Here is a 17,596-nt window from a genome sequence, read left to right on the forward strand (position 1 = left end):
CCCATTTTGTTTGCTGCAGGGACGTTTTGTCGTGTAACAAATCTACGACAATAGGCGGCGGGCAGCCCGTGCAACGCTATTTTCAATAATTTAGTACAAAAAACCCTTAACAAAATGAAGAAACTATTACTTTTTTGTTTTGCCTTGTTAGTGGTGCAGTTATCGCGTGCGCAGCAAACCTACCCGGTTAACGGCGCATGGGATATCCGCCCCGGGCAATACGCGTTCACCAACGCCACTATTGTGGTGAGCGCCGACCAAACCATAACCGGCGGTACCCTGCTGGTGAAAGACAGAGTGATTGAAGCGGTTGGCGCCGGCGTGGCCGTTCCCAAAGGCTATATCACGGTCGATCTGAAAGGAAAATTCATCTATCCATCACTGGTTGATGCTTATACCACCTACGGTACCCCCGAGGCTGCACGCGCGCAATTTGGCGCAGGCGGTGCCGGTGGCTTTGCCGCGGGTATCCGTACATCGGTAATGACCAGCAGCAAACCCGGCGCTTATGGCTGGAACGAGGCCATTAAACCCGAAATGAACGTTAAAGCCGTTTTCCATGCCGACGGTACCAAAGCCGGCGACCTGAAACGCTACGGCTTCGGCGCCGTGCAATCGATCATTCGCGATGGTATTGCCCGCGGTACTTCGGCCGCCGTTACGCTGGGCGACGAGCGCGACAACTTTGTGATGCTGAATGATAATGCTGCCGCGCACTACTCGTTTAGCAAAGGCACTGCCGCCACCAACTATCCATCGTCACTGATGGGCAGTGTGGCCCTGCTGCGTCAAACCTATTATGATGCAACCTGGTACAAAACACAAAAAGAAGAATACAATATCTCTTTAGACGAGTTTAACAAAACCCAAAGCCTGCCGCAAATTTTTGAGGTGAGCGACCCGGCCAGCGTGTTACGTGCCGCTAAAATCGGCAAGGAGTTCGGTAAGCAATACATCTACAAAACAGAGGGTAAGGAATACCAGCGCATCGATGCCATGAAGGCCCTGAACAGCACCTTCATCATCCCGCTTACTTTCCCTTCACCTTATGATATTGAAGACCCTATCGATGCCCGCAGCATCAGCTTCGAGCAATTGAAAGATTGGGAGTTAGCACCAACCAATCCTGCCGCTATGGAAAAGGCCGGTATTAAATTTGCCATTACGTCGTTCGGTGCCTCAAGCGCCCGCGATTTTTGGGGCAACCTGCGCAAAGCGATGGATTTTGGCCTGACCGAAAAAACCGCTTTAAACGCGTTAACTACCGTCCCTGCCGAAATGCTGGGTATCGGCGATAGGGTAGGGACACTGGCCAAAGGTAAACTGGCCAACTTTATTATCACATCGGCCAACCTGTTTAAGGCTGACAACGTGATCTACGAAAACTGGGTGGAAGGCCGCCAGTTTGTGGTGAGCAAAATTGATGCTTCGGCCGATATCCATGGTAAATATTCGGTAGCCGGCGATGGTTTTGCCAGCACTACCTTAACCATTGCAGGTACTGGTACCAGCTATAATGCTACTATCGACCGTGCCGGTGCCGACAGCGCCCGTGCTACAGGTACATTTACCCGTGCCGGCGATATCGTTAGCCTTTATTTCGATTTCCGCAGCAAGCCCAGCGGAACTATCCGCATGTCGGGTTATATTTCTTCGCTAAATCCTGTGGTATTGAAAGGTACCGCTATTATGCCTGATGGTACCAGCAGCAACTGGACTGCTACTTATACCGGTGCTGCCCCTGCTGGTGGTGCCGGCGGTCGTGGTGGATTTGGTGGTGGCGGTTTTGCCGGTGGTGGTCGCCCGGGTGGCGCGCCTGGTGCTGGCGGTGCGGCCGACGCGGCTAAAACCGATACCAAAGTAGGCCCGGTAATTTATCCGTTTGTAGCTTATGGTAACGCCGAAGTTCCAAAGGCCGAAACTACCCTGTTTAAAAACGGTACTGTTTGGACCAACGAAAAAGAAGGGATCCTGAAGAATACCGACGTACTGATCGAGAACGGCAAGATCAAAGCCATCGGCAAAAACCTTACTGCCCCTGCAGGCGCTAAAGTGGTTGACGCTACCAATAAGCACATTACTGCCGGTATTATCGACGAACACTCGCATATTGCCGCAACAGGCGGTATTAACGAGGGCGCCCAGGCTGTTTCTGCCGAAGTGCGGATCCAGGACGTATTAGATTCAGAAGATATCAATATCTACCGCCAGCTGGCTGGTGGTGTTACCACTTCGCACATCCTGCATGGTTCGGCAAACCCAATCGGCGGCCAAACCCAGTTGATGAAACACCGCTGGGGTGTACTGCCATCAGAAATGATGTTCGAGGGCGCCGACGGCTTTATCAAATTTGCCTTAGGTGAAAACGTTAAGGGCAGTAACAACAATGGTATCAATACCAACCCGCGCTTCCCGCAAACACGTATGGGTGTAGAGGAGGTTTATATCGATGAGTTTACCCGCGCCAAAGAATACCTGGCTGCTAAAGCCGTTAAAGGCGCAAATGTACGCCGCGACCTGGAGCTGGATGCTATCGGCGAGATCCTGAACAACAAGCGCTTCATCACCTGCCACTCTTATGTGCAGTCGGAAATCAACATGCTGATGCATGTTTCAGATTCGATGGGCTTCCATATCAATACCTTTACCCACATTTTAGAGGGTTACAAAGTGGCCGATAAAATGAAAGCGCACGGTATTGCCGGTTCTACCTTTAGCGACTGGTGGGCTTACAAAAACGAGGTGGCCGAAGCCATCCCATACAACGGTAAGCTAATGCACGAGGTTGGTTTGGTAACAGGATTCAACTCGGATGATGAGGAGATGGCCCGCCGCCTGAACCAGGAAGCCGGTAAAGCCGTAACCTACGGTAAAATGAGTGAAGAGGATGCGCTGAAGCTGGTTACCCTTAACCCTGCCAAAATGCTGCATATCGACAATAAAGTAGGTAGCTTAAAAGTAGGTAAGGATGCCGACGTGGTTGTATGGTCAAGCGATCCGCTATCTATCTATGCCGTTTGCGAAAAAACTTATGTTGATGGTATCCCATACTGGGATCTTTCTAAAGATGCCGAGAACCAAAAAGCCATGAAAGCCGAAAGCGGCCGCCTGATCCAAAAAATGATCGAAGCTAAAAGCGGTGGCGCTGCTACACAAGCACGTGGTGCAGGTAATGCCGGCCGTCGCCCACGTTACGAGTGCGAAACTTTAGAGGAAGACCAGTTTGTGGTAGCCGACGATGCTTACGTGCAGGACGCTAAGGAGCGCGCGGCACAGCACGCGGCACAACGTAACCAAAACAAATAATCCTTATTTGAAATGATCATCATGAAAAGAACCATATTAAGTTTAGGGGGATTATTGCTTGGCACAGCCCTCACTTACGCGCAGGCCACCATATCGCCTGCAAAACCGCAAGGCAAGCCCATTGTTATCACCGGCGCCACCATCCACGTGGGTAACGGCAAGGTGATCAGCAGCGGCTACATTGCCTTTGATAAAGGAAAAATTACCGCCATTGGCGAAGGCTCGGCCCCATCAATCTCGGGCGCCGATGTTATCGACGCTAAAGGCAAACAGGTTTACCCCGGCTTTATTTGCCCGGTAACTACCTTGGGCTTGGTAGAAATTGAAGAAGGTGCCCGCGGTACCGTAGACGAATCGGAAACCGGCGACCTGAACCCGCACGTGCGCTCGCTGGTAGCGTTCAACACCGATTCTAAAGTTATCCCAACCGTACGTTCAAACGGTATCCTGCTGGCACAGCCAACCCCAACCGGTGGGCAGATCAGCGGCGAATCGTCGGTTGTGCAACTGGATGCCTGGAACTGGGAAGACGCGGCCTATAAAAAGGATATCGCCATCCACATGACCTGGCCAAGCAGCGGCGGCAGGCGTGGTGGTTTTGGCGGTGGCCGCCGTGGCGCTGCCCCAACAGCCGGTCCGCAGGAAACCCCTGCCGAGCGTGCACAACGCGCTTTAGATGCCATTACCAACCTGTTTAACCAGGCCAAAGCTTATGCCGAGATAGCTAAGCCCGAGGTAACCAATATCCGCTTCGCGGCTATGAAAGGTTTGTTCGACGGCAGCAAAAAACTATTCGTAAACGCCGACGGCGCTAAAGAGATCGTTCAGGCGGTAAACTTTGCCAAAGAGTTTAAACTGCAACTGGTAATTGTTGGCGGCAAACAATCGTACCTGGTGGCCGATGTTTTAAAAGACAACAATGTTCCGGTAATCATCCGCGAAACCCAAACCGTACCCGAGCGCGACGAGGACGATGTTTACCTGCCATACAAATTGCCGCACCTGTTGCAGGATGCCGGTGTGATGTATGGCTTAACCGGTATTGCCTTTTGGCGCCAGCGTAACCTGCCGTTTGAGGCTGGCCAGGCCGTAAGCTATGGCTTAAGCAAAGAGCAGGCCTTATCAATGATCACCCTGAACAACGCCAAGATCCTGGGTATTGACAAAACCACCGGCTCGTTAGAGACCGGCAAGGATGCCAACCTGTTCATTTCAGGCGGCGATGCATTGGATATGATCACCCTTGACGTACAGAAAGCCTTTATACAGGGCCGCGACATTAACCTTGATAACCTGCATAAACAGCTTTACCGCAAGTTTGCAGGCAAATACGGTTTAGAGCCGAAACTATAAGATTAATTATTTGTGATTTTTTGAAAAGCGCCCTGGAAACGGGCGCTTTTTTTGTTTGAGATGGTTGATGGGCCATTCGCTTTCTGCAGCCATGTGCACTCCAAGCTTCACACTAAAAAAGAGATTGTCATTTCGAACCCTTGGCGGGAGGGAAATAGTGAGGCAAGGGTGAGAAATCTTATACGTGCGACAAACATATCGTATAAGATTTCTCCTCACACCAACACACTACCCTCCACGTGTTCGTCGAAATGACAAGGTGTTTAATCACCGGCTACATCCGCTATTAATTATTTGTACTTTTAGCATAAACAAAACACCCCACCACAATGAAAAAAGTTACCGGCATTGGCGGCATATTTTTTAAATGCGCCGACCCTAAGCAAATGAAAGAATGGTATGCCAAAAACCTGGGCTTCCCCGTTACCGATTATGGCACCATGTTTAAAACCCGCGATATAGATAACCCCGATAAGGAAGAATACACCCTTTGGAGTCCTTTTAAACAGGAGACCAATTACTTCGAGCCATCTACAAGGGATTTCATGATCAACTACCGGGTAGAGAACATTGAAGTGCTGGTAGAAGAACTGAAAACCGCCGGGGTAACCGTTTTAGACGAAATTGCCACTTACGATTACGGCAAATTTGTGCACATCCTCGATCCGGAGGGTAACAAACTGGAGTTATTTGAACCTGCCGCAGAGTAGTTTCTGTAAAACATATAAAAAAACAGCCGGGCCTTAATAAATGGCCCGGCTGTTTTGTATAGGAGCTGCGCTACCTCAAATAGCTTTCGATTTATTCATCAATATCAGCGCTACCGCCAGCGATTCCAGTATACCCACCAGCAGGGCGCCAAACATGCGGCCCGAAAAGTCGACAAAGTTATCGCCCGCGGCCACATAATTGAGGTAAAGTATAGCGCCGAAGACGGCCACCACGCCGCCAACTACCAGTGTTTTAAAACATTGTATCAATCCCTCTAAAAAGCTGATGACACCGCCCATTTCGTTATATTTATAAGCGCGCACGCCAAAGTACAGGCCCACAAAGGGTATCAGTACCGATAAATATTCGTACGGCGCAATCTGGTTCGCGCCGGTAGTATTATATCCCATCCAGTGCATGGCGAACAGCCATAAACCGCTTAATATGCCTATCACAAGGCCGGTAATAAATGCATTTCTCATCGCTATAATGTTTGGTTAAAATTAGGTTGCTGCACTAACCATTGGGTCAGTATATCATAAAGCGCGATAAGCGCCCGTTTGTTTTTATGTATACGCTGTTTTTTGGTAGAAAGGTTGCGTATCTTCTTTGCAATTTGTCATTTCGAACCCTTGGCGTGTGGCAAGGGCGGGGCAAGGGTGAGAAATCTTATACGTGCGATTGGCTGCACGTATAGGAGATTTCTCCTCACCCCAACCCACGGGCTTCCCGGGGTTCGTTCGAAATGACAAGCTGTTAATGCATACATATCCACACCTGCATTGTTAACAATTTTTTAACACCAAAAGCTTTTTATTGAAATAAATTCTGTTTACGTTTGAATTTTTTGTTGATGTAGCTTCTAATAATTTTTTACCTGAAGCACATGTTACGCGTAGACAGCAGCAAACCTTGCCAAATTATTTATGCCGTTGCCCGGCACGAATACCTGTCGTACGTGATTGAGCCTCACATTGTTCAGCTAAATCCCAACGGCGAATTTTCTCTTACCCACCAGCGTTTATTCAGTAATACGGCTAAGGAGTTTATCCAGTTTTTGGATGATACCGATCTTAAACTAATTAAGATACTGGAAGACCTGGAGCAGGGCAACATCATTAAAAAATACTACAAAAAGCCGGTGCGCCCGTTCGAGTTTTTCGGCAAGATATTTAACGATCAGTTGTTCGATACCATCCGCCCAAAAATGGAGAAGAAGATGGCCGAAGCGCTGAACCTGCTACCCGGTAAGGAAATTTACCAGATGAGCAAGGAGGGCTACCCGGCCGGCAAACAGCTGCAAATAGCTACCGAAGCGGCCACCGTATTGTTCCATTTCCGGCGCGATGCAGAGGAGATCCGTTACTTCCCCACCATTAAATACCAGGGCCTGCGCATCGAATTCATGTTCAAGAACGCTGAGATCATTTGCAATCACCCCGCCTGGATGATGCTGGATGATACCCTGTACTATTTTGATAAAGAGATAGAGGGCAAAAAGCTGGTGCCGTTTTTAAACAAGCGCTACATCGCCGTTCCGCGTGCGTCGGAGGCATCGTACTTCGAGCGCTTTGTGGCCCCGCTGATCGAGAAGCATTCGGTTTATGCCGAAGGCTTTACCATTAATACCGAAAAGTATGATGCGGTACCCATCCTGAAACCCATCTACGTGCCGGGCGGCACATCGCAAATACACCTTTGCTTTAGGTATGCCGGTTATATTTTTCCTTATGGCGATGGCCGGCATGTATCGGTGCGGATGGATAAGAATGGCGATGAGTATATCTTCCACCGTATTAAACGTTCGGTAGCCTGGGAAAAAGGTAAGCTGCATGAACTGGAAAGCCTGGGCCTGAAAACGGTATCATCACTATTTCAAAACTTAGAGGTTGATAATACTGATGCAGATGCCGATCAGTCATTCTCGGTTTTTGAATGGCTGAACCAACACCACGACCAGTTGCAAAGCAGTGGCTACGAGATAGACCAGCCCGACGGGCAAAAGCGCTACCTGTTTGGCAGCAGCAAAATAGACCTTGAGATTACCGAGCGTAACGACTGGTTTGATATTTACGCGGTAGTGCATTTCGGGCCGTATAAAATTCCGTTTATGGAATTGCGCAACCATATCCTTAATCATAAAAAGGAGTTTGTACTGCCATCGGGCGAGATTGCAGTGATCCCCGAAAAATGGTTCTCGCAATATGGCAACCTGCTGCATTTTACCGAAGGCACGCAGGATTTGAAGCTGCGTAAGCATCACCTTGGCCTTATTACCGAGTTGGCCGAGGGCGAAATGGCCGGCGTAACCATGAACCGCAAGCTGCAAAAACTGAACGATTTTGAAGAGGTGAGCAATGTGCCCATGCCCGTTAACTTTTCGGGAAGCTTGCGGCCATACCAGCAGGCGGGTTATAACTGGTTCCATTTTTTAAAGGAATACCATTTTGGCGGCTGCCTGGCCGATGATATGGGTTTGGGTAAAACCATACAAACACTTGCCCTGCTGCAAAAAAATAAAGAAGATACGGAAGCAGCGGGCGGAAAAACCACCTCGTTGCTGATCATGCCCACATCGCTCATCTATAACTGGATGAACGAGGCCAAAAAGTTCACCCCGCAGTTAAAGATGATGGTGCACACCGGTGCGTTCCGCTATAAAACGCCCGAAGTTTTTGGCAATTACGATGTGGTGGTAACCACCTATGGCATCAGCCGCATTGATATCGAAATGTTCAAAGCTTTCTTTTTTGATTACGTGATCCTTGACGAAAGCCAGAATATTAAGAACCCATCCAGCAAATCGTACCAGGCGGTTAAGCAGTTAAAATCGCGCTTTAAGCTGATATTGAGCGGCACGCCGGTAGAAAATTCGGTGAACGACCTGTGGACGCAAATGTCGTTCATTAACCCGGGCCTGCTGGGCAGTCAGCAGTTTTTCCTTAACGAATTTGTAACGCCGATAGAGAAGAAAAAGGACGAGGAAAAGGCGCGCAAGTTGCAAGCCATCATCAAACCTTTTGTACTGCGCCGTACCAAGGAGCAGGTAGCTACCGAATTGCCGCCAAAGACCGAACACCTGTTCTACTGCCAGATGAGCGACGAACAGGCGTCGGTATACGAAAAGGTAAAATCAGAATATCGTAACGAATTACTGAAAAGCCTGGAGGATGGCACCTTCGCTCAAACACAAATGCAGGTATTGCAGGGGCTGATCAAGCTAAGGCAAATAGCCAATCACCCCAGTATGATTGATGAGGAATACGAAGGCGACAGCGGCAAATTTGAGAACGTTACCCACACCCTTACCAACGTGCTGGATGGCGGCCATAAGGTGCTCATCTTCTCGCAATTTGTAAAGCAGTTGCAGATCTACCGCCGCTATTTCGACGAGGAGAAGATCGCTTATACCTATCTTGATGGCAGCACCCAAAACCGTGGCGAAATAGTAAAGCGTTTCCAGGAGGATGAAAAGACGAAGGTATTCCTCATCAGCATAAAGGCAGGTGGCGTGGGCCTTAACCTTACCGAGGCGGATTATGTTTTCATCCTTGACCCATGGTGGAACCCGGCGGTAGAGCAGCAGGCTATAGACCGTACGCACCGCATTGGGCAAACCAAAAATGTGTTTATCTATAAGTTCATCACCAAGGATACGGTAGAGGAAAAGATCCTGGCCCTGCAGCAGCGCAAACTAAGCGTTGCCCGTGCGCTCATCACCACCGAAGAAAGTTTTATCAAGACGCTTACGGCCGAAGATATCAGGGATATATTGGCATAGGTGGAGTTGCCACCGTGTTACAAATTGTCATCTCGATAAGCAGGGGTTGGGAATGGGTCGTAGGGCGAAGAGAGATCTTGTACATGGGACAGGTTGCGTGTTTAAGATCCCTCCTCACTCCCGCGCACAGCACAGCCCCGGTTCGTCGAGATGACAAATGGGCAATATGCCATTCTTTGATCAGGGCGATACTTTTTGCACATCAGTTATAAAAGTAGCATTAGATGGACCGGGACCGAGAAAAGTGCATAAGGGTGTCGCGCACGATTTGCCCGGGCTAATATTATCTTTCGAGGTATTAAAACTAATGGTATCGCCCTGCTGTATGCCCTTCTGCACCACGTAGCAATAATTATCTACCCTGATCGCATTATTGTAAGTAGTACTGCCCGAAACCCAGGTAGCTCCGCCGCCTGTGCCGGTGGCACCCGCAATATCAACAACAATTGTTCCGCAGGCCATTACTACTACCTTGCCGGTAAATTGCCCTGTAGTGTTGCTGCCTCCTTTTTTGCAGGCCGGTGCCGATAATGCTATAAATAGCAACGTTGTGATAAATAAGCGTAAATACATATTTAAAGATATTGATTATAAGTATTACGCCAATAAAAAGGAAAACGCTACAACCCCCGGAACACATAAAAAAAGAGCGGTGCTGTTAAAAAGCACCGCTCTTTTTATTGCAAGTATGGTCAACTCATCTCTAATCAACCAATCACTAAGCTTTCTAAACTTAAGCTTCCTCAACCTCCATGGCCATCTGCTCATCAACCAGGATACGGCCGCAGTGCTCGCAAACGATGATCTTTTTGCGCTGACGGATATCAGACTGACGCTGGGGCGGGATCTGGTTAAAGCAACCCGAGCAAGAATCACGACGGATGGTTACTACAGCTAAACCGTTTTTAGCGTTAGAGCGCAGGCGCTCGTAAGCAAATAACAGGCGGTCTTCAATGTTAGCCTTAGCGGTATCAACCTGCCCCAATAACTCTTCTTCTTCCTTTTGAGTTTCGGCGGTAATGGTGCCTAATTCCTCTTTTTTAATATCAAGGTCTTTTTTGCGCTCTTCCAGGTCGGCCAGGGCTTTTTCATAAACCTGGTTTTTGCTGGTGATCTCGAAGCCAAACTCGCGGATTTTTTTCTCGCTCACCTGTATATCTAAGCCTTGTATCTCAATCTCTTTAGAGATAGCTTCGTATTCGCGGTTGTTTTTAACTTCGTTTAGCTGGGTCTCGTATTTTTTGATATTGGTTTGCGCGTCGCGGATGGTGTTTTTGCGCGTAACGATCTCGTCTTCCAGATCGTCCAACTCGTATTTTATTTTTTGGATACGGGTTTCTAAACCGGCCACATCATCTTCAAGGTCGGCAACTTCCATTGGCAGCTCACCACGCACCTGGCGGATCTTGTCTATTTTTGAGTGGATAGTTTGTAACTCGTATAAAGCCTTAAGCTTTTGTTCAACGGTTTGTTCCATTAAATATAGTATTTTACTGGGTTCGTATTAATTTCAGTTAAACGGACGGCAAAGTTAGTGAATTTTTTTTGAATTATTTCACACAATAAATCTTGCGTAAATTGCTCACTTTCAAAATGTCCCACATCGGCAATCAGCAGCTTTCCCTCGGCATCAAAAAACTCGTGGTATTTGTAGTCGGCTGTGATAAAAACATCGGCCCCGGCGGCGATGGCCTGCTTCAGTAAAAAGCCACCCGCCCCACCACAAACCGCTACTTTTTTCACGGGTTTTCCGGTAAACGCGGTATGCCGGATCACGCTGGCGTTCATCTTCCATTTTACATGCTGTAAAAAACCGCGCTCGTCCGTTGCATGTTCAACTTCGCCTATCATGCCTGCGCCTACTTCCTGGTGCTGGTTGGTGACCGGGTATAAGTCATATGCTACCTCCTCGTACGGATGTGCCAAAAACAGTGCCATCAGTATTTTACTTTCCAAATTGGCAGGGTAAATGGTCTCTATGCGGGTCTCGGGCTCGGTATGGCGTTCGCCGGGCTGGCCAACGTAAGGGTCGGTATGCTCGTTACCCTTAAATGTGCCGTTACCCTGCCCATTGAAGCTACAATCGCTATAATTACCAATGTGGCCCGCGCCGGCTTTAAACAGCGCCCCCCTTACCTGCCCGGCCTGGGCATGCGGCACAAAGGTCACCAGCTTTTTCAGCAGGCCACCTTTTGGCGCAAGGATATGACAATTCTTCAGGCCCAGCACCTCGCAAATGCGGGCGTTAACACCGGCCTTGATATGATCCAAATTGGTATGGATGGCATAAATGGCAATGTTATGTTTGATGGCTTTTTCCACTACCCGTTCTACATAAGTCTTCCCGTTAAACTTCTTCAATCCCTTAAAAACAATGGGGTGGTGCGAAATAATTACCTGGCAGTGGTGGGCAATGGCTTCATCAACCACGGCTTCGGTACAATCCAGCGATACCAGCGCCTGCTGCACCTCCATATCCGGGCGACCGACGATCAGTCCCGAGTTATCGTAATCCTCCTGGTAAGCCAACGGGGCCAGGCTTTCCAGGTAATTGGTTAGTTCGGATAGTTTCATAAATCTAAAGGTAAAATATATTTGTTATGGTGGCAATTTAACCACAAAGGACACTAAGGGAGAACCACAAAGGACACAAAGGCATAATTTGATAGCACTGATCATCTTTATATAAAAGATCACAAAGCCTTAGTGCTCTTTGTGTTTGCCATTACACCGATTCTTAGCGCCCTTTGTGGTTAAATTACCACTAAACCCCACACATTATGACTTTCCCTAAACAAAACAATCTTTATATTTGTAAGGTAAACTAACAAGTTTACTTAATTAAAAAATGAACGATCAAACCACCCGTCAACTGGCCAGCAACCTGCGTAATATCACTACCCGGTTAACCAAAAAACTGCGCAAGCAGTCGGCTACGGGCGAAAAGCTCTCGTTAACGGAGCGATCGACCATCGCCCTGCTCGATCAGTACCAACAATTAATGCCTACCGAGTTGGCCGCGATGGAGCATATCACTACGCAATCTATGTCGCAGGTGCTGAACCATTTGCTGGAGCTGGGACTGATCATCCGCACCGCGTCTGAAACAGATAAGCGCAAGGTGCTGATATCCTTATCGCCACTGGGTGTGGAAACCCTGAACCGGGTGCGGAACGAACGTGAGGAGTGGCTGAACAAAGCGCTAAACCAAGTTTGCACACCAGAAGAGCAAGAGTTACTGCAACAGGCGCTGGTGCTGCTTGGCAAACTGGTGGATGAGGCGTAAAGGCGGATGGGTCTGCGCATTCTATTACAGGTTTGCAAATAATCGTCCACCAAAAAGCAATACGTCATGCCGAACTTGTTTCGGCATCCCACTTGCAAGGTGAAGCTTGATATACCGGACCTGTGTGATGGGGTACTGAAACAAGTTCAGCATGACATGCTTGTTTTTCCGCTGAAGCCTCACCCTGCCCTCTCCAGAGGAGAGGGTTCCAAAGTCTCCCCCTTTGGGGGAGATTTAGAGGGGGCTTTCATCGGCATGTCATAAAAACCATTGGAGGCCGCCGGGATTATACTACTCAGCATGACACCCTGTTTAAAGGGGCGAACATAATTGAAAATGCCCTCTCTTGTGGAGAGGGCCGGGAGAGTGAGAGATATGAATATCAATACTTTTAAAGCTTTTAAAAGCTACAACTACCGCTTATATTTTTTCGGTCAGTCGGTTTCGCTGATCGGTACCTGGATGCAGAAGACCGCCGTAAGCTGGGTGGTGTACGAACTGACGCATTCTAAATTTATGCTGGGGATGACCTTATTTGCCAGTATGTTCCCATCGTTTTTGTTCTCGTTTTTAGGCGGCGTAGCGGCCGACAGGTATAACCGTTTCCGTTTACTGGTAGCCACGCAGGTAGCATCAATGTTGCAAGCCGTTATATTGACCGTGCTTGTATTTACCCGGCATTATAATGTTTGGGAGATCATTATTTTAAGTGTGATACTGGGTATCATTAACGCCTTTGATGTGCCGGCCCGCCAATCGCTGGTTTATGAAATGGTGGACGATAAGGCAGATCTGCCGAATGCCCTGGCGCTTAACTCATCCATGGTTAATTTGTCGAGATTGATCGGCCCGGGCATCGCGGGGCTGATCATCGAGAAACTGGGTGATGATGTTTGCTTTGGGCTGAACGCGGTAAGCTTTGTGGCGGTTATCGGTTCGCTGATGATGATGCGGTTACCCAAATACGAGGCCAGGCCGCACCCTAAAAATGTATTCGGCGAGTTAAAGGAGGGCTTCGATTATCTGAAGGCTACGCCATCTATATCGTTTGTAATGCTTATGCTGGCGGCCATCAGCTTATTTGTATTGCCCTACAGCACGCTGATCCCGGTTTATGCCAAGGATATTTTTAAGGGCACAGCCTCAACCTTTGGGGTGATAGACAGCGTGATCGGCCTGGGCGCGTTTTCGGGCGCCATCTTCCTCGCTTCGTTAAAGCCGGGGCGCGATCTGAAAAAAATACTCGCCATTAACACCTTAATCTTTGGTGCGGGCTTAGTGCTGTTCGCTCACGAGACCAATTATCCGCTGGCACTGGTGTTTGCCACCATCGGTGGCTTCGGGATGATGTCGCAGATCACCATCAGCAATACGCTTATCCAAACCTCCGTTGCGCCCGAAATGCGCGGCCGGGTGATCAGTTTTTACGCCATGGCATTCTTTGGGATGCAGCCGCTGGGCGGCTTGATCATCGGTAGTCTTTCGCAATGGATAGGTGTGCAGAACACCATCCTGGCCGAGGGCTGCTTTGCCCTGCTGATCGGCCTATTACACTGGCGCTTTTTGAAAAAGCAGAAAGTGCAGAAAAGGGGGCAGCAAACGCTGGAGCAACAACAGGTGGATGGGCATACTACCGTACCATCGGTAGGGCGGGGGGTGCCCCAGAGTGTTTAGGGGTTTTTATGTACTGGCTTCAGTCTGCGGCTGAAGCCAGTAATTATGCTTCGCTTTAATGCAAAACCCAAGGGAAAGTACCGATAATATCCATTATAAATGGTGGCGAAAACTTGTCAGCACCCTCAAAAACCGGGGTAGTAGTGAACAAATGATTTTCTGAACAAACACCTATATAAAGCTGGAAATCAAGATGTTGTGTGTTCATTTTTTGTTCAAAAAACGAGGGTTTTTGTTCATTTTTTCTTGAAACCGATAACTTGTCCCGCGAGATAGGAGTTTTTCAGCTTTAAAAACGTACTATACAATAATCTCCACGGAGAGGTTTAGCTCATCATTCAACAGTTCCTTCCTTCGCGGCAGCGCTAAGCTAAAGTATTACCTCGTTCCCGCCCACCTAAACTTACCCACCTTGTTATTCAATATATCAGCGGTAAAGATATTCCCCTTTCGGTCAATCGCCACATCATGATACCAGGTAACAGGCTGCCGCCCGTCCGGGCCAATTGATGCAAACACCCGGGCTACGGTATCGCACAGGATTACCGACGAACCATGATGCTTTAGACTAAGCCACGATGTCGGGTCATCAACAAATATCAATTGCCTGGCAACCCGGCTATAGGTTATTCCGCATATCCTGCCGAAGCCCTTATTCGCAATTTGCTTCAGGAATTTGCCATTAGGGCCAAAAACCTCGATTCGGTTATTCTCCCGGTCGGCCACGTAAACATTTCCGGCCCCGTCAAGGGTGATACCGTGCGGAATGTTGAACTGCCCATTGCTGCTACCTTTAGTACCCCATTGCAGTAAGTATTTTCCAGCACTCGAAAATTTCACCACCCGGCTATTTCCGTATCCATCGCTTACATAAAAAGAACCATCGGGCGCTACGGCTACATCGGTTGGCTGATCGAAGTGGCGGGCATCATTGCCGGGTATACCTGCCACACCCAGCCGCATCAGCAGTTTACCATCATGCGTAAATTTAAACACCTGGTGCAGGCCAACATCAGTAAGCCAAACGTTATCGGCGCTATCGACAGTCAATCCATGCGGCATTACGAATAAGTGATCGCCCCAACTACTGATAAGCTTCCCCGTCTTATTATCAAGCAATAAAACCGTTTTCTGCGCGATGGGCGTAGTTGGCTTAGCGCCGATCAGCGGCCAAACGCGGCTGCCGCGCCTAAATACAAATATGTTTTGCGATGTATCAACCCCAATACCGGCCGGGTTGCCCAAGTGCAGGGTATCAGGCAAAGCGGGCCAGTTTTTCACTTGTTGGTAGGGCGCTTTGTTAAACAAAGGCCTGGGCCGCTTGCACGAAGACAGTAAACATGAACAGGCAAGCAAACACACTACAGCTTTAAAATACATGCTATAAAAATAAGAAAACCGCAGGCGGTACTAAAACCTGCGGTGTTTACAAATGAATGATGATGAGGTATTAATAGCCCATGCCCATTTTAACCATCTGCATGCTTTCGAAGGCCATTTTCTTGTTGTACTCAAGGGCAAGGTCTTTATGGTTCACCAGGTCTACAATGGTACCGATAAGGCAGAACCCGCCGGTGAAAAGGTATAACAGCCCCATACCTACCTGCCCTAACACAAAGCGTTGCACACCGGCTACTACTACAAAGCCAAGCAGGGTAAACAGCAGGATATCCTGCGGGCTTTTGCGCTTGCCCGAATAGATGTTGTAGAAATACTTTTGCTGATTTTCATCTAAACCGGCAGTTGCTTGCTGCAAATAGCCTAACTCTTCGTGGGTAATACCGGGAAGCATCATGTAGGCATTATTGAAATTTTCCATTTTATTGATTGTTTTGGTGGTTGCTTGTGATTTATTTACGATGTAAAACTAAGGTAGTATTAAAAAATCACCTACACAATATTGGCAAACACTGGCTACATGTCGGCAAATGGGGTGTTTTTAGCGGTTAAATGGCGGGTAACCCATTTGTCATGCCGAACTTGTTTCGGCACCTGATTAGTCGCCGGCAGGCATTGCATATAAGGTACAGAAACAAGTCCGGCATGACGTTTTATCTATACTTTTCCCTATCTTCACTCATCAAATTCCATCATCATGAAAATTAAAGGCATACTGTTGCTGCTTATTGCCGCCGCTACGGCTATTCATTTTACACTGGCTCCGCCTCCCGGCACGGTAACCATTACCGGCAGCATCATCCACATTAATAATAAAATGCAGGTGGCCGATATGTCTGAAATGAAAAGCCTGGTACTGCCTAATGATGCCCGCACTTTTATTCCGGATAGCGCGGGGAATTTTACGGTATCCTTTAAGCTGGATAAGCCCAATTATTTTAGGATTGGCCGCAACATCCTGTACCTTTCGCCCGGCGATAACCTGAAGGTAGCGCTGGATTATAACGCGCCCGAAAAAGCGGTGATCACCGGCCCGGGCGCCGAAGCCAATAATTATTTAAGAGGCACACCCTTCCCGCATGGCGGCTCGTTCCTTAACGCGGGGAGCCGTATTAAAAAAACCACGCAGTTAACCATCGATACCATTTTGGCTATCGGTCGCGCACGTGAGCAGGAGCTGGCTAAAGTGCAGAATATCTCACCCAAATTCAGGGAATACGAACAGGCCCGTATCAAAGCCGATATAGTGAACAGCATTGGCAGCATGGCTGTTTATTATCCCATGATGCGCAAAATGAACCGCGATTCTGTCCCGGCATTCCAGGCTGCATTTAAAAAACAAACAGAGCCGATGATGGCGCAATACGGCAAAGGCTTCATCAACCCCGATTACCTGAAACTGGAAGTTTACGCCAGCGTGGTTGAGGATGTGATGGATAAAAACGATAATTCGGCCGCGGCTGCACAGATAAAGGATTGGCTAAAGGCATCGGAAGTAGCTTACCAGATCCAGCATATGGGTAGCAAGGCAGAAGTGATCGCCAAAAAAGCCCAGGTTGATGCTATCGCCAGTCCGGTTTATCGCTCGGCTGTGCAGGATACCTATAGCAACCTGATAAAATTTGGCAACGGCGATAAAGCGATTGATTTTACCGCCATGACCGCCGACGGCAAAAAGATAAAGCTGAGCGATATGCAGGGCAAGATCATTTTCGTAGACATTTGGGCCACCTGGTGCGGCCCCTGCATTGCCGAACTGCCTTACCTTGAAAAACTGAAAGAGAAATACAAAGACAATAAAGACCTGGTTTTTGTATCACTATCTATCGACGATAATCGCGCCGCCTGGAAAGAGAAACTTAAAAGTATGAACGCCGACGGTGTACAATGCATTACCGACCGCAGCAGTTTGAATGATTACTCGGTAATTGATATCCCACGCACCATCGTGATCAACAAGGATTTTAAGATAACCGCCATGAAGGGCAACCTGCCATCGGCCAAGCAAACCGGTAAGTTGCTGGATGATATGCTGGCAGGTGTGGTGAAATAGATCGCCCTGGCGGCGCTTTCCTTCGAACTGCACA

Annotated in this window: 13 protein-coding genes; 7 read left to right on the plus strand and 6 right to left on the minus strand. The window is 48.4% G+C overall.

Annotated elements, in window-relative coordinates:
• The first annotated feature begins 114 nt into the window (after positions 1-114).
• The 3 genes from HQ865_RS19730 (at position 115) to HQ865_RS19740 (ending at position 5,369) form a co-directional block, all read left to right on the plus strand.
• On the plus strand, positions 115-3,306 hold the full coding sequence (locus HQ865_RS19730) for an amidohydrolase family protein (protein WP_173416553.1): 3,192 nt from the start codon (positions 115-117) through the stop codon (positions 3,304-3,306).
• A gap of 21 nt (positions 3,307-3,327) precedes the next feature.
• Positions 3,328-4,659 (plus strand): amidohydrolase family protein, encoded by a 1,332-nt coding sequence (locus tag HQ865_RS19735; RefSeq protein WP_173416554.1) that lies wholly within the window; start codon positions 3,328-3,330, stop codon positions 4,657-4,659.
• 329 nt (positions 4,660-4,988) lie between these two features.
• Positions 4,989-5,369 (plus strand): VOC family protein, encoded by a 381-nt coding sequence (locus HQ865_RS19740; protein WP_173416555.1) that lies wholly within the window; start codon positions 4,989-4,991, stop codon positions 5,367-5,369.
• 75 nt (positions 5,370-5,444) lie between these two features.
• Here the strand turns inward: HQ865_RS19740 and HQ865_RS19745 are convergent, their stop codons facing one another.
• Positions 5,445-5,852, minus strand: coding sequence for a DUF4199 domain-containing protein (locus HQ865_RS19745; RefSeq protein WP_173416556.1), 408 nt, complete (start codon positions 5,850-5,852; stop codon positions 5,445-5,447).
• 404 nt (positions 5,853-6,256) lie between these two features.
• Here HQ865_RS19745 and HQ865_RS19750 point away from each other — a divergent pair, with 404 nt between their 5' ends.
• Complete coding sequence (locus tag HQ865_RS19750; protein ID WP_173416557.1) at positions 6,257-9,151, plus strand: DEAD/DEAH box helicase; 2,895 nt, start codon at positions 6,257-6,259, stop codon at positions 9,149-9,151.
• Between the two features lie 180 nt (positions 9,152-9,331).
• Here the strand turns inward: HQ865_RS19750 and HQ865_RS19755 are convergent, their stop codons facing one another.
• From HQ865_RS19755 to HQ865_RS19765, 3 genes are all read right to left on the minus strand, one after another.
• Positions 9,332-9,724 carry a hypothetical protein gene (locus HQ865_RS19755; protein ID WP_173416558.1) on the minus strand — a complete coding sequence of 131 codons (393 nt, stop codon included), beginning with the start codon at positions 9,722-9,724 and terminating at the stop codon, positions 9,332-9,334.
• 160 nt (positions 9,725-9,884) lie between these two features.
• Positions 9,885-10,628 carry a zinc ribbon domain-containing protein gene (locus tag HQ865_RS19760; RefSeq protein ID WP_173416559.1) on the minus strand — a complete coding sequence of 248 codons (744 nt, stop codon included), beginning with the start codon at positions 10,626-10,628 and terminating at the stop codon, positions 9,885-9,887.
• Positions 10,628-11,725 (minus strand): Nif3-like dinuclear metal center hexameric protein, encoded by a 1,098-nt coding sequence (locus HQ865_RS19765; protein ID WP_173416560.1) that lies wholly within the window; start codon positions 11,723-11,725, stop codon positions 10,628-10,630. Before HQ865_RS19765 ends, HQ865_RS19760 begins: the two co-directional genes overlap by 1 nt.
• 274 nt (positions 11,726-11,999) lie before the next feature.
• Between HQ865_RS19765 and HQ865_RS19770 the strand changes: the two genes are divergently transcribed.
• Entirely contained in the window at positions 12,000-12,437 is a 438-nt protein-coding gene (locus HQ865_RS19770) for a MarR family winged helix-turn-helix transcriptional regulator (RefSeq protein WP_173416561.1), read from the plus strand.
• A gap of 375 nt (positions 12,438-12,812) precedes the next feature.
• The gene (locus HQ865_RS19775) at positions 12,813-14,111 is read left to right on the plus strand and encodes an MFS transporter (protein WP_173416562.1); all 1,299 of its coding nucleotides are present in this window, start codon (positions 12,813-12,815) and stop codon (positions 14,109-14,111) included.
• 378 nt (positions 14,112-14,489) lie between these two features.
• Here the strand turns inward: HQ865_RS19775 and HQ865_RS19780 are convergent, their stop codons facing one another.
• Together HQ865_RS19780 and HQ865_RS19785 are read right to left on the minus strand one after the other, a co-directional pair.
• A complete protein-coding gene (locus HQ865_RS19780) occupies positions 14,490-15,392 on the minus strand; it encodes a peptidyl-alpha-hydroxyglycine alpha-amidating lyase family protein (RefSeq protein ID WP_173416563.1) in 903 nt (300 codons plus the stop codon).
• Between the two features lie 169 nt (positions 15,393-15,561).
• Positions 15,562-15,930: a TM2 domain-containing protein gene (locus HQ865_RS19785; RefSeq protein WP_173416564.1), complete on the minus strand. Its 369-nt coding sequence runs from the start codon at positions 15,928-15,930 to the stop codon at positions 15,562-15,564.
• Positions 15,931-16,206: 276 nt separating this feature from the next.
• Between HQ865_RS19785 and HQ865_RS19790 the strand changes: the two genes are divergently transcribed.
• Positions 16,207-17,562: a TlpA family protein disulfide reductase gene (locus tag HQ865_RS19790; RefSeq protein WP_173416565.1), complete on the plus strand. Its 1,356-nt coding sequence runs from the start codon at positions 16,207-16,209 to the stop codon at positions 17,560-17,562.
• Positions 17,563-17,596 lie beyond the last annotated feature (34 nt).

Origin of the sequence: Mucilaginibacter mali, from assembly GCF_013283875.1 — a bacterium.
Classification (GTDB): domain Bacteria; phylum Bacteroidota; class Bacteroidia; order Sphingobacteriales; family Sphingobacteriaceae; genus Mucilaginibacter; species Mucilaginibacter mali.